This window comes from Salmonella sp. SA14318, from assembly GCF_029866905.1.
Lineage (GTDB): Bacteria > Pseudomonadota > Gammaproteobacteria > Enterobacterales > Enterobacteriaceae > Salmonella > Salmonella enterica.
On record NZ_CP123282.1, the window covers coordinates 1123586 to 1140877 of the forward strand.

A 17292-nucleotide genomic window follows, 5' to 3' on the forward strand; every position below is an offset into this window, starting at 1 on the left:
CACATAAGCAACTTGAAGAATGAAGGGTATAAACAGCCGAACGGGAAACCTACAGATATACCGTAGGCAGAATAACCTGAAACACACAGGGGGTAATGAATATAACCTTCTGGTTAACAGATTAATATAATTAATCGAGTTATACTGAGTATATCTGTATGAACTTTAGGATCTGGAAATATAATCAATAATCGCATACAATACCGCCTGTAATAGTTTTTGTTTTCTGCGTTAAAAGGTTTTTATTGATATGAATTTGATGTTACAGAACTTAAATAATATCCGCACGCTGCGCGCTATGGCTCGCGAATTCTCCATTGACGTTCTTGAAGAAATGCTCGAAAAATTCAGGGTTGTCACTAAAGAAAGACGCGAAGAAGAAGAATTGCAGCAACGCCAGCTTGCCGAGAAGCAGGAGAAAATTAATGCCTTTCTGGAGCTGATGAAAGCAGACGGTATTAACCCGGAAGAGTTATTTGCCATGGATTCAGCAATGCCGCGTTCTGCTAAAAAGCGCCAGCCGCGTCCGGCAAAATATCGTTTTACTGATTTCAATGGCGAAGAAAAAACCTGGACCGGACAAGGTCGTACGCCTAAACCGATTGCCCAGGCGCTGGCGGCGGGGAAATCTCTGGATGATTTCTTAATCTAATCACGGATAACCTTTAACAGATGGCGCTTCGTTTCCTGTCTCTATTAACCGGGACTCAGGGAACGTTGCGCCATGCTCATTCTGATAAATCAGCACACGCCAAAATCGCCCTCTTCGCAATAGGGGGTGACATCTGCTGCTTTGAGGATCAATTTTTCACCCGGCTCATTACCGACCTGTACCGCGACAATATGATCCTCGTTGACTTCAATCACTTTCAGTTTCGGCCCACCCATTCGGGGCTGTACGATATCGCCTGGTGTGAACATCACGCTCTCCTGTTGAACAATGGTATAAACCCGCCTTCAGTCTACTACACACCTACCGACGCGCGGTGAAGGTACCGCTTAATGAGTACGGGTATTCCAGGGCATTTTTTCCAGTAGTCGCGCCATTCCGCAGAAGCCGGTCATGCCTGCCAGCATTAACCCGGCCCCGACAAAACCACTAATGAGGAAAAAGCCGCCGTGGACCGTATAGCCAAGAATCACCCCAAGCAACGTCAACCCGCCGGCGGCGATTTGCACCTGACGCATCAGCGGCAACGGTTGCGATTTGTCTTCTGTGACGGGCAATCCTGCCGCTTTCCATCCGTCGATGCCGCCTTCCAGTAGACTGACCTGAGCAGGGGCGGCAATGGCCTGTAGTTTTGCTGCATTGCTGCTGGTTCGTTTACCTGACTGACAGTGAAAAATAATCTGTTCCGCTCGCAGGTTGGCGGGCAAATCGCCCTGTTCAAGCCGGGAGAGCGGCGCCAGTTGCGCATGTGGAATATGCTCGCGCAGATATTCATCGGCGTCGCGCACATCAATCAGTTTCGCGCCTTGCGCTATCAGCGCTTGCGCCTCACGGGGGGAAACTATCCCAATGGACATCGTGCCTCCTTATGGACAATAGAGATTCTTTAACGTGGCGATAATCGTATTAACCGCCTCATTTTTAATGAAATAGTGAATGCGCTGGGCATCGCGTTGACTATCAATCAGCCCTTCTTCCCGCATCCGCGCCAGATGTTGCGACGTCGCGGAGGGGCTTAGCCCGGTAATGCGCGCCAGTTCGCCTGCGCTGGTTTTTGGCGAACCGCAAAGCATACATAAAATCAGTAATCTTTTTGGGTGGCTCATCGCTTTGAGCAGGGCCGCCGCCTGTTCTGCGCTGGACTGAAGTTGTTCAAGCTCTGTCATAGTTATTTAAGCATTTTCTAAATTTAGTTAATTCTAAAATAAACGTCAACCTAATGCCAGCGTAAAGAGCGTAAAGGAGGGTAAAAGCGCGGCGCGTGACTGGCAGGCTCAGGTAAACTGACTATGCTTAGAGATAAAATCTCTTTTTAAACAATGACTAATTTTGCTTGTATGGAGTGTATATGGGTTTCTGGAGAATTGTATTTACGATTATTTTGCCTCCGCTCGGCGTACTTTTAGGAAAAGGGTTCGGTTGGGCATTTATCCTTAATATCCTGCTGACATTACTCGGATATATTCCGGGGCTTATCCACGCATTTTGGGTTCAGATGCGTCATTAATTACCGGCCACCGGCGGCGCATAAGCGCCGCTTATCAGGATAACCTCATTCCCTCTGCTACACTTTTCTTTGTGTGTATTTTTGACAAGCGAGGTGAATATGGGACTTTTCAATTTTGTAAAAGATGCAGGTGAAAAACTCTGGGACGCGGTAACCGCTAATCATGATAAGGACGATCAGGCGAAAAAAGTCCAGGAACATTTAAATAAAACGGGAATACCCGACGCTGACAAAGTGAATGTGCAAATTGCTGATGGAAAAGCGACAGTGACGGGTGATGGGCTGAGTCAGGAGGCAAAAGAAAAAATCCTGGTTGCCGTGGGGAATATCGCCGGGATTAGCAGTGTTGACGATCAGGTTAAAACCACGACGCCGGCGGCTGAAAGTCAGTTTTATACCGTAAAATCAGGCGACACCCTGAGCGCTATTTCAAAGCAAGTGTATGGTAACGCCAATCTGTATAATAAAATCTTCGAGGCAAATAAACCGATGCTGAAAAGCCCGGAAAAAATATATCCGGGACAAGTGTTGCGTATTCCTGAAGAATAATGGCTATCAGGCCGCGCCAGGCTACATTTTTCCTGCCATCGCCTGGCGAATAATGGGAATCGGCGTCAGCAAATGCTGACGCATTAATTCGCTGGCGCGTGCCGCCTCGCGCGCCAGTATCGCTTCGGTTAGCGTGTGATGCTGGATATGTTTATCTTCCAGCATCTCGACGGACAGAACGGTTTCACGTAACCAAATAAAGCGGTAGCGGGCCGCCAGGTCAAATAAGCGTTCGCGCATCTGTAGCAAGTAATGGGAGCCGCACCCGGCGACAATGGCGGAATGAAACGCCTGGTGGCGCTGATCCCATTCATCGAGCATATGTTCACTGGCATCGCTGGCTTCCAGTTTACTGAGCATATGCGCTCGCGCCAGGATCTCCGCCTCCCACGCATCATCGCCGCGTTCAATCGCCAGGCGTACCAGCATCGCTTCCATATTGGCGCGCGCGTCAAAAATATCGAGGAGTTCCGCCTCTGACATGGATGCCACGCGATAGCCTTTTTGATTCACCACGGTGACCAGCCGTTCCGCCACCAGTTGCGACAGCGCCTCACGCAGCGGCCCTACGCCGAGCGCATAGCGGGCGGTTAATAAACTCATCCGCAGTTTCTCATCCGGCTGATAAGTGCCGCGAATAATGTCATTTTTAAGCCAGCGATAGCCATCTATGGCCGTCGGTTGGGAAAGGGCGGTCATCTTTTACTCCTGAGAAGCTTCCCGGCTGACGCCGGGAATAACTAACGTAGGTTTTGCAGGGGGGCTTTTTGCCACCTTATCAGTTTTTTCCAGCGAGACATAATGGGGACAGTACCTATTATGCCCAGCCCTAACAGCCCCGTTGAAATGACTTCTAGTTGCTGTGCCGGTCGAAATAGCATCACCACCAGGACAAAGCAGATAAAGCCGATAACCAGCCAGGTGAGCCACGGATAAAGCCACATTTTCAACTTAATTTCTCCGCCCTGCGCCAGCAGAATTTTACGCATCCGCAATTGCGAAATCGCAATCACCAGATAGACCAACAGCGCGATGGCGCCGGAACTGTCGATAAGAAATTTAAACACTTTTGCCGGGGCATAATAATTGACGATAACGGTTAAAAACGCCGCGCCGGTAGAGAGGAGGACCGCTACCCAGGGCGTTTTGCTACGGTTAGTTTTTCCCATTATCGCAGGCGCATCGCCGCGGCGGCTAAGGGAATAGAGCATCCGGGAGGCGGTATATAATGCGGAGTTCAGACAACTGGTCACCGACAACAAAATCACGCAGTCCATAATGAATTTTGCGTGCGGAATATGAAGCAGCTCCAGTACCGAGCGGTACGAACCTACGCTTTTCAGACCCGGCATATTCCACGGGATCAGCGCCACCACCACAAAAATGGAACACAGGTAAAAGATGGAAATTCGCCAGATAACAGAATTGGTGGCGCGTACGATATGTTTATCCGGCGTATCGGATTCCGCGGCAGCAATAGTGACGATTTCCGCGCCCATAAAAGAGAACATGGTGATCAACATGGCGCTTAACACCGCGCCGAAGCCGTTAGGCATAAAACCGCCGTGATCCCAGAGCCGGGAGATACCGCTTACCTCGGCATACGGATAAAAACCGCTAATCGCCGTCGCGCCCAGCGCGATAAACGCCAGAATGGCAATTACTTTACATAGCGCCAGCCAGAATTCGAACTCGCCGTAATTTTTGACGCTCAATAAATTGCTTCCGGTTAAGGCAAGCGTAATCACTAATGAAAATAGCCACACCGGAATACCCGGTATCCATGAATTCAGAATAATGGCGGCAATATTGGCCTCCAGCGGAATAACCAGCACCCAAAACCACCAGTATAACCAGCCGATGGTATACCCGGCCCAGGGGCCGATCGCTTTATCCGCATAGGTGGAAAAAGAACCGGTATCCGGCGTGGCGACGGCCATTTCAGCCAGCATTCGCATAATCATGACGACTAAAAGTCCTGCGAACAGATAGGCCAGCAGTACCGCAGGGCCGGCCTCCGCAATCGCCACGCTGGAACCGACAAACAGGCTGGCGCCGATGACGCCGGCGATCGATAACATGGTGACGTGGCGTGATTTCAGCCCGCCCCCTAATGCATGTGATTCTGACAATTGCCCCATCCTAAAACCTCTTTATTGTTATTGCGCTCGTTTACCGGATGGCGCCTGGCTTAATTCGGCCTACAATCGAAACGGTTTTTGTAGGCCGGATAAGACAGTTACGTCGCCATCCGACGCTGCTTATTGGACATTACGCTTGTTTCGCCTCATCAAAGCACCGGGCGATAATCTCCAGGCCTTGTCGAATCTGCGAGGCCTCAATAGTGAGTGGAACGAGGATGCGCAAGATGTTGTAGTAAGGACCGCAGGAGAGCAGAATTAACCCTTTCTCGCGGGCGCGGGTCACAATGTCGGCGGTCAGAGCCGCGTTCGGTTTGCCGGGGTCGCCATTTTCAAACAACTCAATGGCGATCATGGCGCCCAGTCCGCGCACGTCGCCAATCTCACGGTGCGTTTCCGCTATCTCCATCAGGCCATCGCGCAGCGTGTTGCCAAGCGTATTCGCCTTTTGCAGTAAATTTTCCTGCTCGAAAATGTCCAGTACCGCCAGCGCGGCGGCGCAGGCAATCGGGTTTCCGGCATAGGTGCCGCCCAGCCCGCCCGGCGCGATAGCGTCCATCACGTCTGCCCGGCCGGTAACGCCTGCCAGCGGAAAGCCGCCGGCGATCGATTTCGCAAACGTGGTTATATCTGCCGCAACGCCCATCTGTTCCATGGCGAACAGCGTACCGGTCCGGCCCGCGCCGCTTTGCACTTCGTCGGCAATCAACATAATGCCGTGTTGGTCGCATAGCGCGCGCAGTCGCTGCATAAACGCGGGAGAGGCAGCGTAAAATCCGCCTTCGCCCTGTACCGGCTCAATAATAATGGCGGCGATATCTTCCGGCGCGGCATCATTTTTAAAGATGCGTTCAATGCTGGCGATCGCGTCGTCGTCGCTGATGTTGTGTAGCGGGCAAGGATAAAGCGCGCGGTAGACATGGCCTGGCATCAATCCCATACCAGCAGAGTACGGGTGTACTTTCCCGGTCAGAGAGAGCGTGTAGTGGGTACGACCGTGGTAAGCGCCGCTAAACGCGATAGCGCCGCTGCGTTTTGTCGCCGCGCGGGCGATTTTCACCGCGTTTTCAACCGCTTCTGAACCGGTCGTGACCAGCAACGTTTTTTTGGCGAAATCGCCCGGTACCTTCTGGTTCATGCGTTCGCACAACGCCAGGTACGGTTCATAGGCCAGCACCTGAAAACAGGTATGCGACAATTTCTTCAACTGCGCTTCGACCGCTGAAACAATGCCCGGATGTAAATGACCGGTGTTCAGGACGGCAATGCCGCCCGCGAAATCGAGATACTCACGGCCTTCGACATCCCAGACCCGACAATTTTCCGCCCGCTCGGCGAAAATCGGGTGAATCTGGCCCACGCCGCGAGGAACGGCGTTATGACGGCGCTGCATTAAAGCGTTATTGGTATTCATTAGCGACTCTCCTGTTAAAGGCCGATGCACATATATTTGATTTCTAAATAATCTTCGATGCCGTATTTGGAACCTTCACGGCCTAATCCGGAGGCCTTAATACCGCCGAAAGGCGCGACTTCGTTGGAGATAATGCCGGTATTAATACCGACGATGCCGTATTCCAGCGCTTCGCCGACGCGGAAAACGCGGCTTAAATCGCGTGCATAAAAATAGGCTGCCAGGCCGAACTCGGTATCGTTAGCCTGTCTGATGACATCCGCCTCGTCGCTGAAGCGGAACAGAGGCGCGAGCGGCCCGAATGTCTCTTCTTTGGCGACTTTCGCGTTATCAGGAACATCCGCCAGAATGGTCGGTTGAAAAAAGTTGCCGCCCAATTTGTGCGCTTCACCGCCCGTAATGACGCGGGCGCCTTTTTCCAGCGCGTCGGCGATATGCTCCTGGACTTTCGCCACGGCTTTTTCATCAATCAGCGGCCCGATAGCGACGTCGGCTTGCAGGCCGTCGCCGACCGCGAGCTTATTTACCGCCTGGTTGAGTTTTTCCGCAAAACGCTCGTAAACGCCGTCCTGAACATACAATCTATTGGCGCAGACACAGGTCTGCCCGGCGTTGCGAAACTTCGAAGCCAGCGCGCCTTCGACGGCTTTATCCAGATCGGCATCGTCAAAGACGATAAACGGCGCATTGCCGCCCAACTCCAGCGACACTTTTTTAATGTCTTTGGCGCATTGTTCCATCAGCTGGCGGCCAATCTCCGTCGAGCCGGTAAACGACAGTTTGCGTACCAGCGGGTTGCTGGTCAGCTCGCCGCCGATATCGCCTGCCGAACCGGTAACGACGTTAAATACGCCTGCGGGAATTCCGGCGCGCTGGGCCAGTTCCGCCAGCGCCAGCGCGGAAAACGGCGTCTGGCTGGCGGGTTTGAGTACCATTGTGCAGCCTGCGGCCAGCGCGGGGCCGGCTTTACGGGTGATCATTGCCGAGGGAAAGTTCCACGGGGTAATCGCGGCGGTGACGCCGATGGGCTGTTTAATCACCAGCAGCCGTTTATCGGCCTGATGGCCTGGAATCGTGTCGCCATAGATACGCTTCCCCTCTTCGGCGAACCATTCAATAAACGAGGCGGCGTAGCTAATTTCGCCTTTCGCTTCCGCCAGCGGTTTACCCTGTTCCAGCGTCATCAGACGCGCCAAATCGTCCTGATGTTCCATCATCAGATTGAACCAGCGACGCAGGATATTGGCTCGCTCTTTGGCGGTGAGCGCGCGCCAGGCGGGCAGGGCGCGATTGGCGGCGTTGATGGCGTCGCGCGTCTCTTCCGCCCCCATTTTGGGCACATTGCCGAGCGGTTTCCCGTTGGCGGGGTTGCTCACGGGGATGACATCGCCGCCGCGCGCGTCGCGCCAGTCGCCATCGATAAAGGCCTGCTGGCGGAACAGGGTAGAGTCGTTAAGTTGCATAATTGCTTCCTGTCTGAAGGGTTAACGGGTAAATGCGGCGTGTAATGCGTCCACGCTGCGTGCCGCACGCAGCGTACGTCCGGGGTTGCTCTGGCTTGCGCGTAGCGCCTGAACTTTGCTGACGATATGCGCGCCGATAGGTATCGCGGATGTCGCCGCCGGGGAGGGGGCGTTACAGGTGTGAATGGAACGCGGCGTCGTGACAAACAGAAAATCATCAATCAGTTTGCCGTCCGGTGAAACCGCCTGCGCCCGCACGCCTGCCGGCCAGGGCTGGAGATCGTTGACGGTCAGGCTGGGGCAATACTTTTGTACTCGCCGCAAATAGCCGCTTTTGCACAGCGAGTTTTTCATCTCGCCCAGCCCGGAAAGCAGATGGTTTTGCAGTACGCGGCGAATGCCGGCGGAGCGGAAAATCTCCAGGGTGTCGGTGAAGGAAACGTCGCGCTTACGGTAGCCTTCGCGTTTAAGCGCCAGCACCGCATTCGGCCCGACCGTAACGCTGCCATCGATCATGCGGGTAAGATGGACGCCGAGAAACGGCATTGCCGGATCGGGGATCGGGTAGATCAAATGGTTAACGATCCGGTTGTGTCGCGGGGCCAGACGAAAGTACTCGCCGCGGAAAGGGCAGATAATAAAACCGGGCTCCACGCCCAGCATTTTGACCAGCCGATCCGCCATCAGCCCTGCACAGCCGATAAGCGTAGCGGTTTCGATTTCCCGACCTTGCGAGGTGCGAATAACAACGCCAGCGGCATGTTCTGTCAGCGCGCTGACCTCGGCATGGTAGATGATCTCGCCGCCTTTGGCCTGAAAGCGGTTCGCCATGGCCGTCGCGACATCGCGATAGCTGACAATCCCGCTGGAAGGGACAAAAATCCCGCCCAGGCCAACGATATTGGGTTCGCGTTCACGCAGCTCCGCCGCGCTTAACCACTCGCGCTCTAAGCCGTTGGCCGCCGTCCGCTCCCATAGCGTGCGCATCCGCGCCATTTCCAGCTCCGAGGTGGCGACCAACATTTTGCCGCAGGTGTCGTAGCGGATGTTGTTTTGATCGCAAAAGGTTTTGGTCGCCTGATTGCCTGCCAGACAAAACCGCGCTTTGAGGCTGCCGGGCGTGTAGTACACCCCGGCATGGATCACGCCGCTGTTATGCCCGGTCTGGTGGCAGGCTGGCGCGGACTCTTTTTCCAGCAACGCGATGCGCGCATCCGGGTAGACATCAATAAGTTGCATGGCGGTCGACATGCCGATAATGCCGCCGCCGATAATCACAAAATCATACATCCGCGTAATTCCTTCGCCGTGGCGCTTATTGGTGAGTTTGATAATGGCTGGCGGCGTAGGCGAAGTAACCGCGCTGGCGCATCAGTTCGCGACGCAAGTCAGGATGCGGCGTAAAACGATCGCGTCCATGTAGCCAGAACAGATTGTTAATCAGCAGGAATTTGCCGACCGGTACCGGCACGGAGAGGATGTTTTGACTGGTTTCCAGCGCGTCTGAAAGCTCGCTGAGCCAGACGCCTTCTTCAAAGTCTTTTGGCTGGACGAACTGGTCGATATAACGCATGACCGGGCGGCCTTGTTGGTCGACATCAAACACCGGGTGCCAGACGTCATGGCTAACATTCTTGCTTGGCGGCGCCGCCCAGCGCATGACGCGACGCGCCAGCGGATGGGTAAAAAACGACTCCAGATGTTCCCAGTCATCAAGGTGCAGCAGCAGCGAATTACCGCCTTCCATATTTTGTTCGTCGATTTTCATCATCAGCACGTAGTCGGTCACCTCCTCAACATAGGTACCGTCATTGTGCAGTTCCATTACGCGGTGGGGCTGGCGCAGATAACTGTCGGAGTTGTCGACGTTTTTGACCACGAAACGCGCGTAATACTGGCCGCTCATCGCATCGTAGTTGGAGCGACCAATAAGATGCGCCACCGCCGTCGCCAGTTTGACCATCTCTTCTGCCTGTGCGACATCATCGATCCCTTCGGCGCTGATCAACAGCGCGCCTTGTGCACGGTTGAGGAGCGTTTTGATCAACAGCGGTTGTAGCTGATTGCCGCACAGATCGTCGAGGATCTTGCCGATTTTGAAACGTAAGAAAGATTTGTATTCCAGCGCCTGCACCGGCCACTGCGCAACCTGATGGAGAAATTGTCTTGTGGTATCCGCCGTAAACGTTAACGCCAGCAGGCGCGGCGACTGCGCCGAAGGGGCAAGAGTGAAACCAGTATGGCGTTGGGCTAAATCATCTGTGTTCGCTTTTACGGCAGTCAGTGCATTCATCAGAATCATTCCTCTCGGTAAGATGGTCAGGGAGACATGGCGATGCTCATTTCGTAGCCATAAATTAAAAATATCGACATTTTCCAGGAGCGCGTATGAAATAACCGCTTTTGTTTAATTATTGTGATCAAAAACAACAAATATTTAACAATGCGAAGGGTGAGGTTAACGGCGCCACGAGCCTGACAACGGCAAGAAGGGGGGTAAAATGAGCGAGTTATGGAAAGAGTGATGCTGGCGGGGTTGCCCGGCCTGGCACATGAGCGCGTAGGCCGGACAAGTACAACGTATTTCAGCAGTCAATTAACCGGCGTCAACCTGCGGTTTACGGCTGTGTTTACGGATCAGACGTAACACTGGCGGTACGACAATGACCATGATCGCCATGATCAGCAGGGCTTTGGCAACGCCGCTTTGCCACAAAATCGCCATATTGCCGTTACTGATGGAGAGTGCGCGACGCAGGTTTTGCTCCAGCATTTCCCCCAGTACGAATCCCAGGATCAGCGGCGACATGGGGAAGTGCATTTTACGTAAAATGTACCCTAACACGCCGAGTGCGACCATCAGCACCAGATCGAAGGTGGTGCTGTGTACCGCATACACCCCTACCGCCGATACGGCAGCGATGGCGGGTACCAGGAACCACAGCGGAATGGTGAGCATACGGGTGAACAGACCGATCAACGGGATATTCATGATCAGCAGCATCACGTTCGCAATCAGCAGCGCAGCGATGAGTCCCCAGACGATATCCGGCTGTTCGGTGAACATCGCCGGGCCTGGAGTGATGTTGTACAGCGTCAGCGCCCCCATCATCACTGCCGTAGTGCCGGAACCGGGAACGCCCAGCGTCAGCATCGGGATGAAGGAGCCGCAGGCAGAGGCGTTGTTTGCCGCCTCCGGCGCCGCGACGCCGCGAATATCCCCTTTGCCGAAGCTATCGCTGTTGCCGCTGAGTTTTTTCTCGGTCATATAGGTAATGGCGCTGGCGATGGTCGCCCCGGCGCCGGGCAATACGCCGACAAAAAAGCCGATTACCGAAGAACGCAGGGTGGTGCCGATACACTGCGCGCCTTCTTTCAGGTTGAACAACATTCGACCCGTTTTGCGGACCATTGTTTGCCCGCTGCTGGTATGTTCCAGCATTAAAAGTATTTCTGATACCGAGAACAGGCCGATCACCACGACGATAAACTGTACGCCGTCGGAAAGATGAACGCTGTCAAAGGTAAAGCGATAAACCCCGGTGTTGGCGTCTACGCCGACGGTCGCAAGGCCAAGACCGATCAGCGCTGCCAGAAATGATTTAAGCGGGTTTTGCGCCATCATGCTGCCAAGACAGGCGATGGCAAAAACCATTAAGGCGAAATATTCCGCAGGACCAAAGGCCAGCGACCATTGCGCCAGTAAAGGGGCGAACAGAATGATGCCGCCGATAGCGATTAATGAACCGAAAAACGAGCTGACTGCGGAAATCGACAGCGCTACGCCGCCTTTCCCTTGTTGCGCCATCGGGTAACCGTCCAGCGCCGTCATGATCGCCGCCGCATCGCCGGGGACGTTGAGCAATATGGAGGAGATCCTGCCGCCATACTCACAGCCAATGTACACCGTCGCCAGCAGAATTAGCGCCGACTCCGCAGGCAGATGCAACGCAAAGGCCAGCGGCAGTAAGATTGCCACGCCGTTGATCGGTCCCAGGCCCGGCAGCAGACCGACGATCGTGCCCACGAAGCAGCCAATCAACGCGATAACCAGGTTTTCCGGCGTCATCGCCACCGCAAAGCCCTGAGAAAGATATATCCAGGTATCCATCGTTGCTCCGTTAACTCAGCCAGGCGCCGAGAGGTAAGGTGACATCAAGCAGCCGGTCAAAGGCATACCACAGCAGAATGCCTAATACCGCGCCGGAGATACCCGCCGCCGGAATCGTGGCGCCGAACAGCATCCCGATAACCATGGTGAGAAGCGCGGTGGCGATGGGAAAACCCAGCCATTCGAATCCCCAGGCATACATCAACAGGATGATGATCATGGTAATTAGCTTTTGCAGAACATGGCGGCGCGGCCAGCTAACCGTGTCGGGATGGCGCAATAACAGCGCCAGCGCGCAGAGCGCCATCAGGCCGATAATCCCCAGCGGAAAAGGGCGGGGGCCGACGGGTTCATAGCTGTATTCGCTTTGGATCTGCCAGGCGATGAATAGCCCGGCGATACAGAGCAACAGCCAGATACCCGCAAAGATACGATCGCTCATCATTGCCTCCGCGATTATTTCGCGAGTCCGAAGGCTTTCGCCTGTTCACGGTAATCAGTAACCTGTTTTTTCACGTAGTCATCGAGCTGCTGGCCGGTCATGTCGAACTCAAACAGGCCGCGCAGATCGCGCTGCTTTTTAAACTCGTCGGTTTGCTGAAGCTTCTTGAAGGTATCCACCCACCACTGGTAATCGGCATCGCTGACTTTGGGCCCGACGTAGAAGCCGCGAATAATCGGCCACACCAGGTCGTAGCCCTGTTCTTTAGCGGTAGGGATATTGGCAAGCTGGCCCGGCAGACGATTTTCTGAAAAGACGGCAAGCACGCGGATTTTGTCGCCGCCCAGATAAGGCACCATTTCACTGAGATCGCCGGAGACAACCTGAACATGGTTGCCCATTAATGCCGTCACCGGCTCGCCGCCGCCCTCAAAGGCAACGTAGCGCATCTTGTGCGGGTCGACGTTCGCCTTTTGCGCCAGCAACGCCGACTTCATCCAGTCCTGGCTGCCAATAGAGGCGCCAGCGCCAATGACCACGCTGTTGGGATCTTTTTCCATCGCCGTCATCAGATCTTTCAGCGTTTTCCACGGGGAATCCGCACGCACGGCGATCATGCCGTAATCAGTGCCCACGCTTGCCAGCCAGCGCACATCATCCACGCCGTAGCGACCAAATTTCCCCTGCGACAGGTTGAGCAGCGAACCGCCGGAAAAGGCGACCACAGTCCCGGGTTCGCCAGGGCGTTGGGCGACTATCGCGTTATAGGCCACAGCGCCGACGCCGCCGGGCATATACGTTACCCGCATGGGTTTCTCGATAGCGCCAGTCTCCAGCAAACTCACCTGAATCAGCTTACAGGTGAGGTCGAAACCGCCGCCAGGTTTGGCTGGCGCGATACATTCCGTTCGCGACGGCGCCTCCTGCGCCAGAACAGAGGTACTCATTAATAAAATGCTTGCAGTAAGGGTACGAAGTAATTGTTTTTTCATTTTTTATCCTCACGCCGGACGTCCGGATTTTTCAGGTTCGGAAGAAGATTTTTGTGATTATGTGAGCCGACATGTAGCAGTTCGGTTGCGTGATTGTTAAAACAATAACCTTTCAATTCCCTTTCAATGCGGCAGAAACTTTACAGGATGTGATATGCGTCTCTTATTGGCGGAAGATAACCGTGAGCTGGCTCACTGGCTGGAGAAAGCGCTGGTGCAAAACGGCTTTGCCGTGGACTGCGTATTTGACGGCCTGGCGGCTGACCATCTTCTGCACAGTGAAATGTACGCGCTGGCGGTGCTGGATATCAATATGCCGGGAATGGATGGACTGGAGGTGGTGCAACGGCTGCGTAAACGCGGTCAGACCTTGCCCGTTTTGCTGCTCACGGCGCGAAGCGCGGTGGCGGATCGTGTAAAAGGTCTCAACGTCGGCGCCGATGACTATCTGCCGAAACCCTTTGAACTGGAAGAACTGGATGCCCGTTTACGGGCCTTGCTCCGACGCAGCGCTGGGCAGGTCCATGAAGTTCAGCAACTGGGTGAATTGATCTTTCATGATGAAGGGTATTTTCTGTTACAGGGACAGCCGTTAGCGCTGACGCCGCGTGAGCAGGCGCTCTTAACCGTATTGATGTACCGACGAACGCGGCCGGTCTCGCGTCAGCAGCTTTTTGAACAGGTGTTCAGCCTGAACGATGAGGTAAGCCCTGAAAGCATCGAACTTTATATTCATCGACTGCGTAAAAAACTCCAGGGAAGCGATGTACGAATTACGACGCTGCGCGGCCTGGGTTATGTGCTGGAGCGCGGCGATGAAGTGGGTTAAGCCGCAATCGTTGTACCTGCAACTCTTGCTGTTCCTGGGGTTGCCGCTGATTCTGCTATGGGGGCTGTCGGCGTTTAACAGCTATGTCAATGCGCTACAGGCCGCCACTCAGGCTTATGATCGTACGTTGCTCTCCTCGGCGCGAACGGTATCGGAACGGCTGGTGGTGCGCAATAACCATCTGGAAGTTAACGTGCCCTGGGTGGTGCTGGATAGCTTCGAGCTTAATATGAATGATCGACTCTATTACAAAGTCGTCGACCCTTCCGGAAAGGTCATTTCCGGTTATGACGATCTGCCCGTCATGCCGCCCGCTACGCCCCGTACCCGGCTTTATCCGGCGCTGGCGTGGTTCTATCATACCGAGTATCGCGGCGAGGCGATCCGCGTGGCGCGTTTGCTACAGCCGGTCAACGAAGGCGGCATTATCGGCATGGCGGAGATTTATGTCGCAGAGACGCTGCAGTCCCGTCGTTATCTGGCGGGCCAACTGCTGTTCTCTTCCTGGATCTCACAGGGGCTGCTGGTGTTGCTGACCCTGGTGCTGGTTGGCTGGTTATTACGCCGGATCCTGCGCCCTATGCGTCAACTTTCGTCATTAATGGTACGCCGCGAACCGGGTCTGTTAACGCCGCTGCCGGAACTGCTGCCGTGGTCGGAAACACGCTTGTTAATCGTGGCGTTTAATCGCTACATTGACAGGCTCCGCGGCATCCTCTCCCGGCAGGAACGCTTTAGCGCCGATGCTTCTCACCAGTTAAAAACGCCGCTGGCGGTGTTAAAAACGCAGGCGGCGGTGGCGTTAGCCAGCCAGCATCCTCATCACTGGTACGAAAGTCTGCAGGCGATGAGCGTAACGCTGGATAGCACCATTCAGCTCACGGAAAGATTGTTGCAACTTTCTGCGGTAAAGCATAAAGAGCAGGGCGAGCGGCGTTTTTCCCCGGTGAATCTGTACGATATCGTACAGAGCGGCTGTTTTACCCGCCTGGCGCAGGCGCGGAGTAAACATATCGACCTGGGCTACGAAGGCGAACAGGAAGCGATGTGGATCGAGGGGGATGAGGTACTGCTTAGCGAGCTGTGCGGAAACTTGCTGGATAATGCGCTGAAATACACGCCTGAGCAAGGCATCGTCACCGCGCGGCTTGAACGGGATGGCGATGCCGTGACGCTGGTTGTCGAAGATAGCGGCCCCGGCATTGATGATGAACACATCCATCTGGCGCTACAGCCGTTCCACCGGCTCGATAACGTAGGAAATGTGGCCGGGGCGGGCATTGGTCTGGCTTTGGTCAATGATATCGCACGCCTGCACCGTACTCATCCCCATTTTTCCCGTAGTGAAGCGTTGGGAGGGTTATACGTTCGGATACGCTTTTTAAGCCTTGTTCCGCAGTAATGCGCACAAATGTGTCAGCGGTAAAGCACGTTTACAAAAAGTCGCATCTTGAGGTGTGACGTTTTAATCAAATGATCATACATTCCCCCTACAAACCGTAGCGTTAATTAAAAATATAGTGGGTGCAGGGGCATGAATAATCATACTAAACGACGGGGAATAGCATTAACCGTCTTTCTTGTCGGGGTTAACATCCTGGCCTGGATTTGGGCGTTCTGTGTTTTTCATCACCATGCAGTCATGCTAAGTGCAGCCATACTGGCGTATAGCTTTGGGCTGCGTCATGCGGTTGATGCCGATCATATCGCAGCCATCGATACCGTCACCCGTAAACTGATGCAGCAGGGTAAAACGCCTTTAGGCGTGGGGGCGTTTTTTTCATTGGGTCATTCGACCATTGTCGTTCTGGCATGTCTGGCGATTGTTGTGACGTCGATGGCATTTCGCGATCGTATTGATGTTTTGCATCAATATGGTTCATTGATTGGTACGGCTGTTTCCGCTTTTTTTCTGCTGGCGATGGCCCTGCTTAACCTGTTTATTTTGTTCAACGTCTGGCGGCAATTTCGCTCGGTTACCCGCGGCGAGTCAGTGAGGGCGCATGACGAGGCCATACCTGGCGGGCTGATGACGCGTATATTTCAGCGTACGTTTCGTTTGGTCACTTCCAGTTGGCATATGTATTTTGTCGGTTTTCTGTTTGGTCTGGGATTTGATACCGCAACCGAGGTTGGGTTGCTGGGCATTTCCGCTTCAGCAGCCAACCAGGGGCTATCTCTCTGGTCGATGATGATTTTTCCTGTGCTGTTTACCGCCGGGATGGCGCTGGTGGATTCCCTGGATAACTTTGTCATGGTCGGCGCTTACGGTTGGGCTTTCTCGCATCCATTACGTAAGCTTTATTATAATATGACCATTACCGCCGCATCCGTCATTGTCGCGCTGGCGATTGGCGGGCTTGAGGCGCTGGGGTTGATTGATGATACGTTACAGTTAAGCGGAACATTTTGGCAGACCGTAAGCACGCTTAACGATCATATGGGGAATGTGGGCTTCTGGGTAGTGGGCGCTTTTGTGCTATTCTGGCTGCTCTCGTTGTTGAATTATCGCTGGCGCGGCTATGATAAAATCACCCTCAATACCTGATTGATTTCTGTAAAAATAGCATTTCGGCAGTGGTGTCATATCATTGCCGAAGCATTTTATCTCCTGAGAGTATATTCTTCCCGGTAAGTGCGTTATTTTTCATGCTTGCCTTTCGTTATCAATTTAAGCAATCCGATATAACATACAATACCAAAAATAATAATAACAGTTGTATACCCAAGAATCAGCCAGTCTGCATGTGTCATAATATAATCCAGTTATCAGGTATCCCGTGTTAAGACGATCTTTAAGCCTGTTGTCAGCAAGAACCACTGTACCCGTTCAGTGCTGTTGGCAATAACGTATTGTTTATGCACAAGAGCGTTGTTACAAATAACGTATACATTGAGCATAGACCTCACCCACATTTTTGTAATGCCATAAAGCAAGGCTACACCTTTAATCTACTGACGGTATGCCAGGCCAGAAGAGATAAAAGGGTAGTTGTCATCATCATCTGTTCCTGACGCCAGGTTAATGACACACACATATGAAAATGTATAACCGCTGCACGCTTTTTAGCACGTTATCTGTAACATACCGTGTTAATCAATTCCATAAAACCGAGCATAGTGTAAGTGAATTTCGAGTAATTGTCATTATGATTATATGGTGGTTAACTTATT

General features: G+C 53.5%; 18 protein-coding genes. 6 read left to right on the forward strand and 12 right to left on the reverse strand.

Features of this window, described 5'->3' with window-relative positions:
• Window positions 1-250: 250 nt before the first annotated feature.
• On the forward strand, window positions 251-652 hold the full coding sequence (stpA, locus tag QEN32_RS05405) for a DNA-binding protein StpA (RefSeq protein WP_001051100.1): 402 nt from the start codon (window positions 251-253) through the stop codon (window positions 650-652).
• 89 nt (window positions 653-741) lie between these two features.
• Here the strand turns inward: stpA and QEN32_RS05410 are convergent, their stop codons facing one another.
• From QEN32_RS05410 to QEN32_RS05420, 3 genes are all read right to left on the reverse strand, one after another.
• The gene (locus QEN32_RS05410; RefSeq protein ID WP_000494942.1) at window positions 742-921 is read right to left on the reverse strand and encodes a hypothetical protein; all 180 of its coding nucleotides are present in this window, start codon (window positions 919-921) and stop codon (window positions 742-744) included.
• Between the two features lie 78 nt (window positions 922-999).
• A complete protein-coding gene (locus QEN32_RS05415) occupies window positions 1000-1527 on the reverse strand; it encodes a rhodanese family protein (protein ID WP_000022011.1) in 528 nt (175 codons plus the stop codon).
• Window positions 1528-1536: 9 nt separating this feature from the next.
• Complete coding sequence (locus QEN32_RS05420) at window positions 1537-1836, reverse strand: metalloregulator ArsR/SmtB family transcription factor (RefSeq protein WP_001749413.1); 300 nt, start codon at window positions 1834-1836, stop codon at window positions 1537-1539.
• A 182-nt stretch (window positions 1837-2018) separates the two neighbouring features.
• Here QEN32_RS05420 and QEN32_RS05425 point away from each other — a divergent pair, with 182 nt between their 5' ends.
• Window positions 2019-2177: a YqaE/Pmp3 family membrane protein gene (locus QEN32_RS05425; RefSeq protein WP_000508175.1), complete on the forward strand. Its 159-nt coding sequence runs from the start codon at window positions 2019-2021 to the stop codon at window positions 2175-2177.
• Between the two features lie 99 nt (window positions 2178-2276).
• Window positions 2277-2726 carry a peptidoglycan-binding protein LysM gene (gene lysM / locus QEN32_RS05430; protein ID WP_000522406.1) on the forward strand — a complete coding sequence of 150 codons (450 nt, stop codon included), beginning with the start codon at window positions 2277-2279 and terminating at the stop codon, window positions 2724-2726.
• A gap of 21 nt (window positions 2727-2747) precedes the next feature.
• Here lysM and csiR read toward each other — a convergent pair whose 3' ends face one another.
• The 9 genes from csiR to QEN32_RS05475 form a co-directional block, all read right to left on the reverse strand.
• The gene (gene csiR, locus QEN32_RS05435) at window positions 2748-3425 is read right to left on the reverse strand and encodes a DNA-binding transcriptional regulator CsiR (protein WP_000126152.1); all 678 of its coding nucleotides are present in this window, start codon (window positions 3423-3425) and stop codon (window positions 2748-2750) included.
• Between the two features lie 41 nt (window positions 3426-3466).
• Window positions 3467-4867, reverse strand: coding sequence for a GABA permease (gene gabP / locus QEN32_RS05440; RefSeq protein WP_000531282.1), 1401 nt, complete (start codon window positions 4865-4867; stop codon window positions 3467-3469).
• Between the two features lie 130 nt (window positions 4868-4997).
• Window positions 4998-6281: a 4-aminobutyrate--2-oxoglutarate transaminase gene (gabT, locus tag QEN32_RS05445; protein ID WP_023201823.1), complete on the reverse strand. Its 1284-nt coding sequence runs from the start codon at window positions 6279-6281 to the stop codon at window positions 4998-5000.
• 14 nt (window positions 6282-6295) lie between these two features.
• Complete coding sequence (gene gabD / locus QEN32_RS05450) at window positions 6296-7744, reverse strand: NADP-dependent succinate-semialdehyde dehydrogenase (protein ID WP_140236132.1); 1449 nt, start codon at window positions 7742-7744, stop codon at window positions 6296-6298.
• Between the two features lie 21 nt (window positions 7745-7765).
• The gene (gene lhgO, locus QEN32_RS05455; protein WP_265321980.1) at window positions 7766-9034 is read right to left on the reverse strand and encodes an L-2-hydroxyglutarate oxidase; all 1269 of its coding nucleotides are present in this window, start codon (window positions 9032-9034) and stop codon (window positions 7766-7768) included.
• Between the two features lie 25 nt (window positions 9035-9059).
• Window positions 9060-10037 (reverse strand): glutarate dioxygenase GlaH, encoded by a 978-nt coding sequence (gene glaH / locus QEN32_RS05460; RefSeq protein WP_000993100.1) that lies wholly within the window; start codon window positions 10035-10037, stop codon window positions 9060-9062.
• Between the two features lie 303 nt (window positions 10038-10340).
• The gene (locus QEN32_RS05465) at window positions 10341-11855 is read right to left on the reverse strand and encodes a tripartite tricarboxylate transporter permease (RefSeq protein ID WP_000382034.1); all 1515 of its coding nucleotides are present in this window, start codon (window positions 11853-11855) and stop codon (window positions 10341-10343) included.
• Window positions 11856-11865: 10 nt separating this feature from the next.
• Window positions 11866-12300, reverse strand: a complete 435-nt coding sequence (locus QEN32_RS05470) for a tripartite tricarboxylate transporter TctB family protein (RefSeq protein WP_001574835.1) — start codon at window positions 12298-12300, stop codon at window positions 11866-11868.
• 11 nt (window positions 12301-12311) lie between these two features.
• Window positions 12312-13289 (reverse strand): tripartite tricarboxylate transporter substrate binding protein, encoded by a 978-nt coding sequence (locus QEN32_RS05475; RefSeq protein WP_000744413.1) that lies wholly within the window; start codon window positions 13287-13289, stop codon window positions 12312-12314.
• Between the two features lie 154 nt (window positions 13290-13443).
• Here QEN32_RS05475 and tctD point away from each other — a divergent pair, with 154 nt between their 5' ends.
• From tctD to QEN32_RS05490, 3 genes are all read left to right on the forward strand, one after another.
• Entirely contained in the window at window positions 13444-14118 is a 675-nt protein-coding gene (gene tctD / locus QEN32_RS05480) for a transcriptional regulator TctD (protein WP_001237934.1), read from the forward strand.
• Entirely contained in the window at window positions 14105-15520 is a 1416-nt protein-coding gene (locus QEN32_RS05485) for a sensor histidine kinase (RefSeq protein WP_000872348.1), read from the forward strand. Before tctD ends, QEN32_RS05485 begins: the two co-directional genes overlap by 14 nt.
• Window positions 15521-15652: 132 nt before the next feature.
• Window positions 15653-16666 carry a HoxN/HupN/NixA family nickel/cobalt transporter gene (locus QEN32_RS05490; RefSeq protein WP_001059353.1) on the forward strand — a complete coding sequence of 338 codons (1014 nt, stop codon included), beginning with the start codon at window positions 15653-15655 and terminating at the stop codon, window positions 16664-16666.
• Window positions 16667-17292 lie beyond the last annotated feature (626 nt).

Bases quoted from the DNA above. Each gene is read 5' to 3' on its own strand.
- lysM (WP_000522406.1), top strand. From the start codon at position 2,277: ATGGGACTTTTCAATTTTGTAAAAGATGCAGGTGAAAAACTCTGGGAC.
- QEN32_RS05485 (WP_000872348.1), top strand. From the start codon at position 14,105: ATGAAGTGGGTTAAGCCGCAATCGTTGTACCTGCAACTCTTGCTGTTC.
- tctD (WP_001237934.1), top strand. From the start codon at position 13,444: ATGCGTCTCTTATTGGCGGAAGATAACCGTGAGCTGGCTCACTGGCTG.
- gabP (WP_000531282.1), bottom strand. From the start codon at position 4,867: ATGGGGCAATTGTCAGAATCACATGCATTAGGGGGCGGGCTGAAATCA.
- lhgO (WP_265321980.1), bottom strand. From the start codon at position 9,034: ATGTATGATTTTGTGATTATCGGCGGCGGCATTATCGGCATGTCGACC.
- stpA (WP_001051100.1), top strand. From the start codon at position 251: ATGAATTTGATGTTACAGAACTTAAATAATATCCGCACGCTGCGCGCT.
- QEN32_RS05475 (WP_000744413.1), bottom strand. From the start codon at position 13,289: ATGAAAAAACAATTACTTCGTACCCTTACTGCAAGCATTTTATTAATG.
- QEN32_RS05490 (WP_001059353.1), top strand. From the start codon at position 15,653: ATGAATAATCATACTAAACGACGGGGAATAGCATTAACCGTCTTTCTT.
- QEN32_RS05465 (WP_000382034.1), bottom strand. From the start codon at position 11,855: ATGGATACCTGGATATATCTTTCTCAGGGCTTTGCGGTGGCGATGACG.
- QEN32_RS05425 (WP_000508175.1), top strand. From the start codon at position 2,019: ATGGGTTTCTGGAGAATTGTATTTACGATTATTTTGCCTCCGCTCGGC.
- QEN32_RS05410 (WP_000494942.1), bottom strand. From the start codon at position 921: ATGTTCACACCAGGCGATATCGTACAGCCCCGAATGGGTGGGCCGAAA.
- QEN32_RS05470 (WP_001574835.1), bottom strand. From the start codon at position 12,300: ATGATGAGCGATCGTATCTTTGCGGGTATCTGGCTGTTGCTCTGTATC.
- QEN32_RS05415 (WP_000022011.1), bottom strand. From the start codon at position 1,527: ATGTCCATTGGGATAGTTTCCCCCCGTGAGGCGCAAGCGCTGATAGCG.
- QEN32_RS05420 (WP_001749413.1), bottom strand. From the start codon at position 1,836: ATGACAGAGCTTGAACAACTTCAGTCCAGCGCAGAACAGGCGGCGGCC.
- gabD (WP_140236132.1), bottom strand. From the start codon at position 7,744: ATGCAACTTAACGACTCTACCCTGTTCCGCCAGCAGGCCTTTATCGAT.
- glaH (WP_000993100.1), bottom strand. From the start codon at position 10,037: ATGAATGCACTGACTGCCGTAAAAGCGAACACAGATGATTTAGCCCAA.
- gabT (WP_023201823.1), bottom strand. From the start codon at position 6,281: ATGAATACCAATAACGCTTTAATGCAGCGCCGTCATAACGCCGTTCCT.
- csiR (WP_000126152.1), bottom strand. From the start codon at position 3,425: ATGACCGCCCTTTCCCAACCGACGGCCATAGATGGCTATCGCTGGCTT.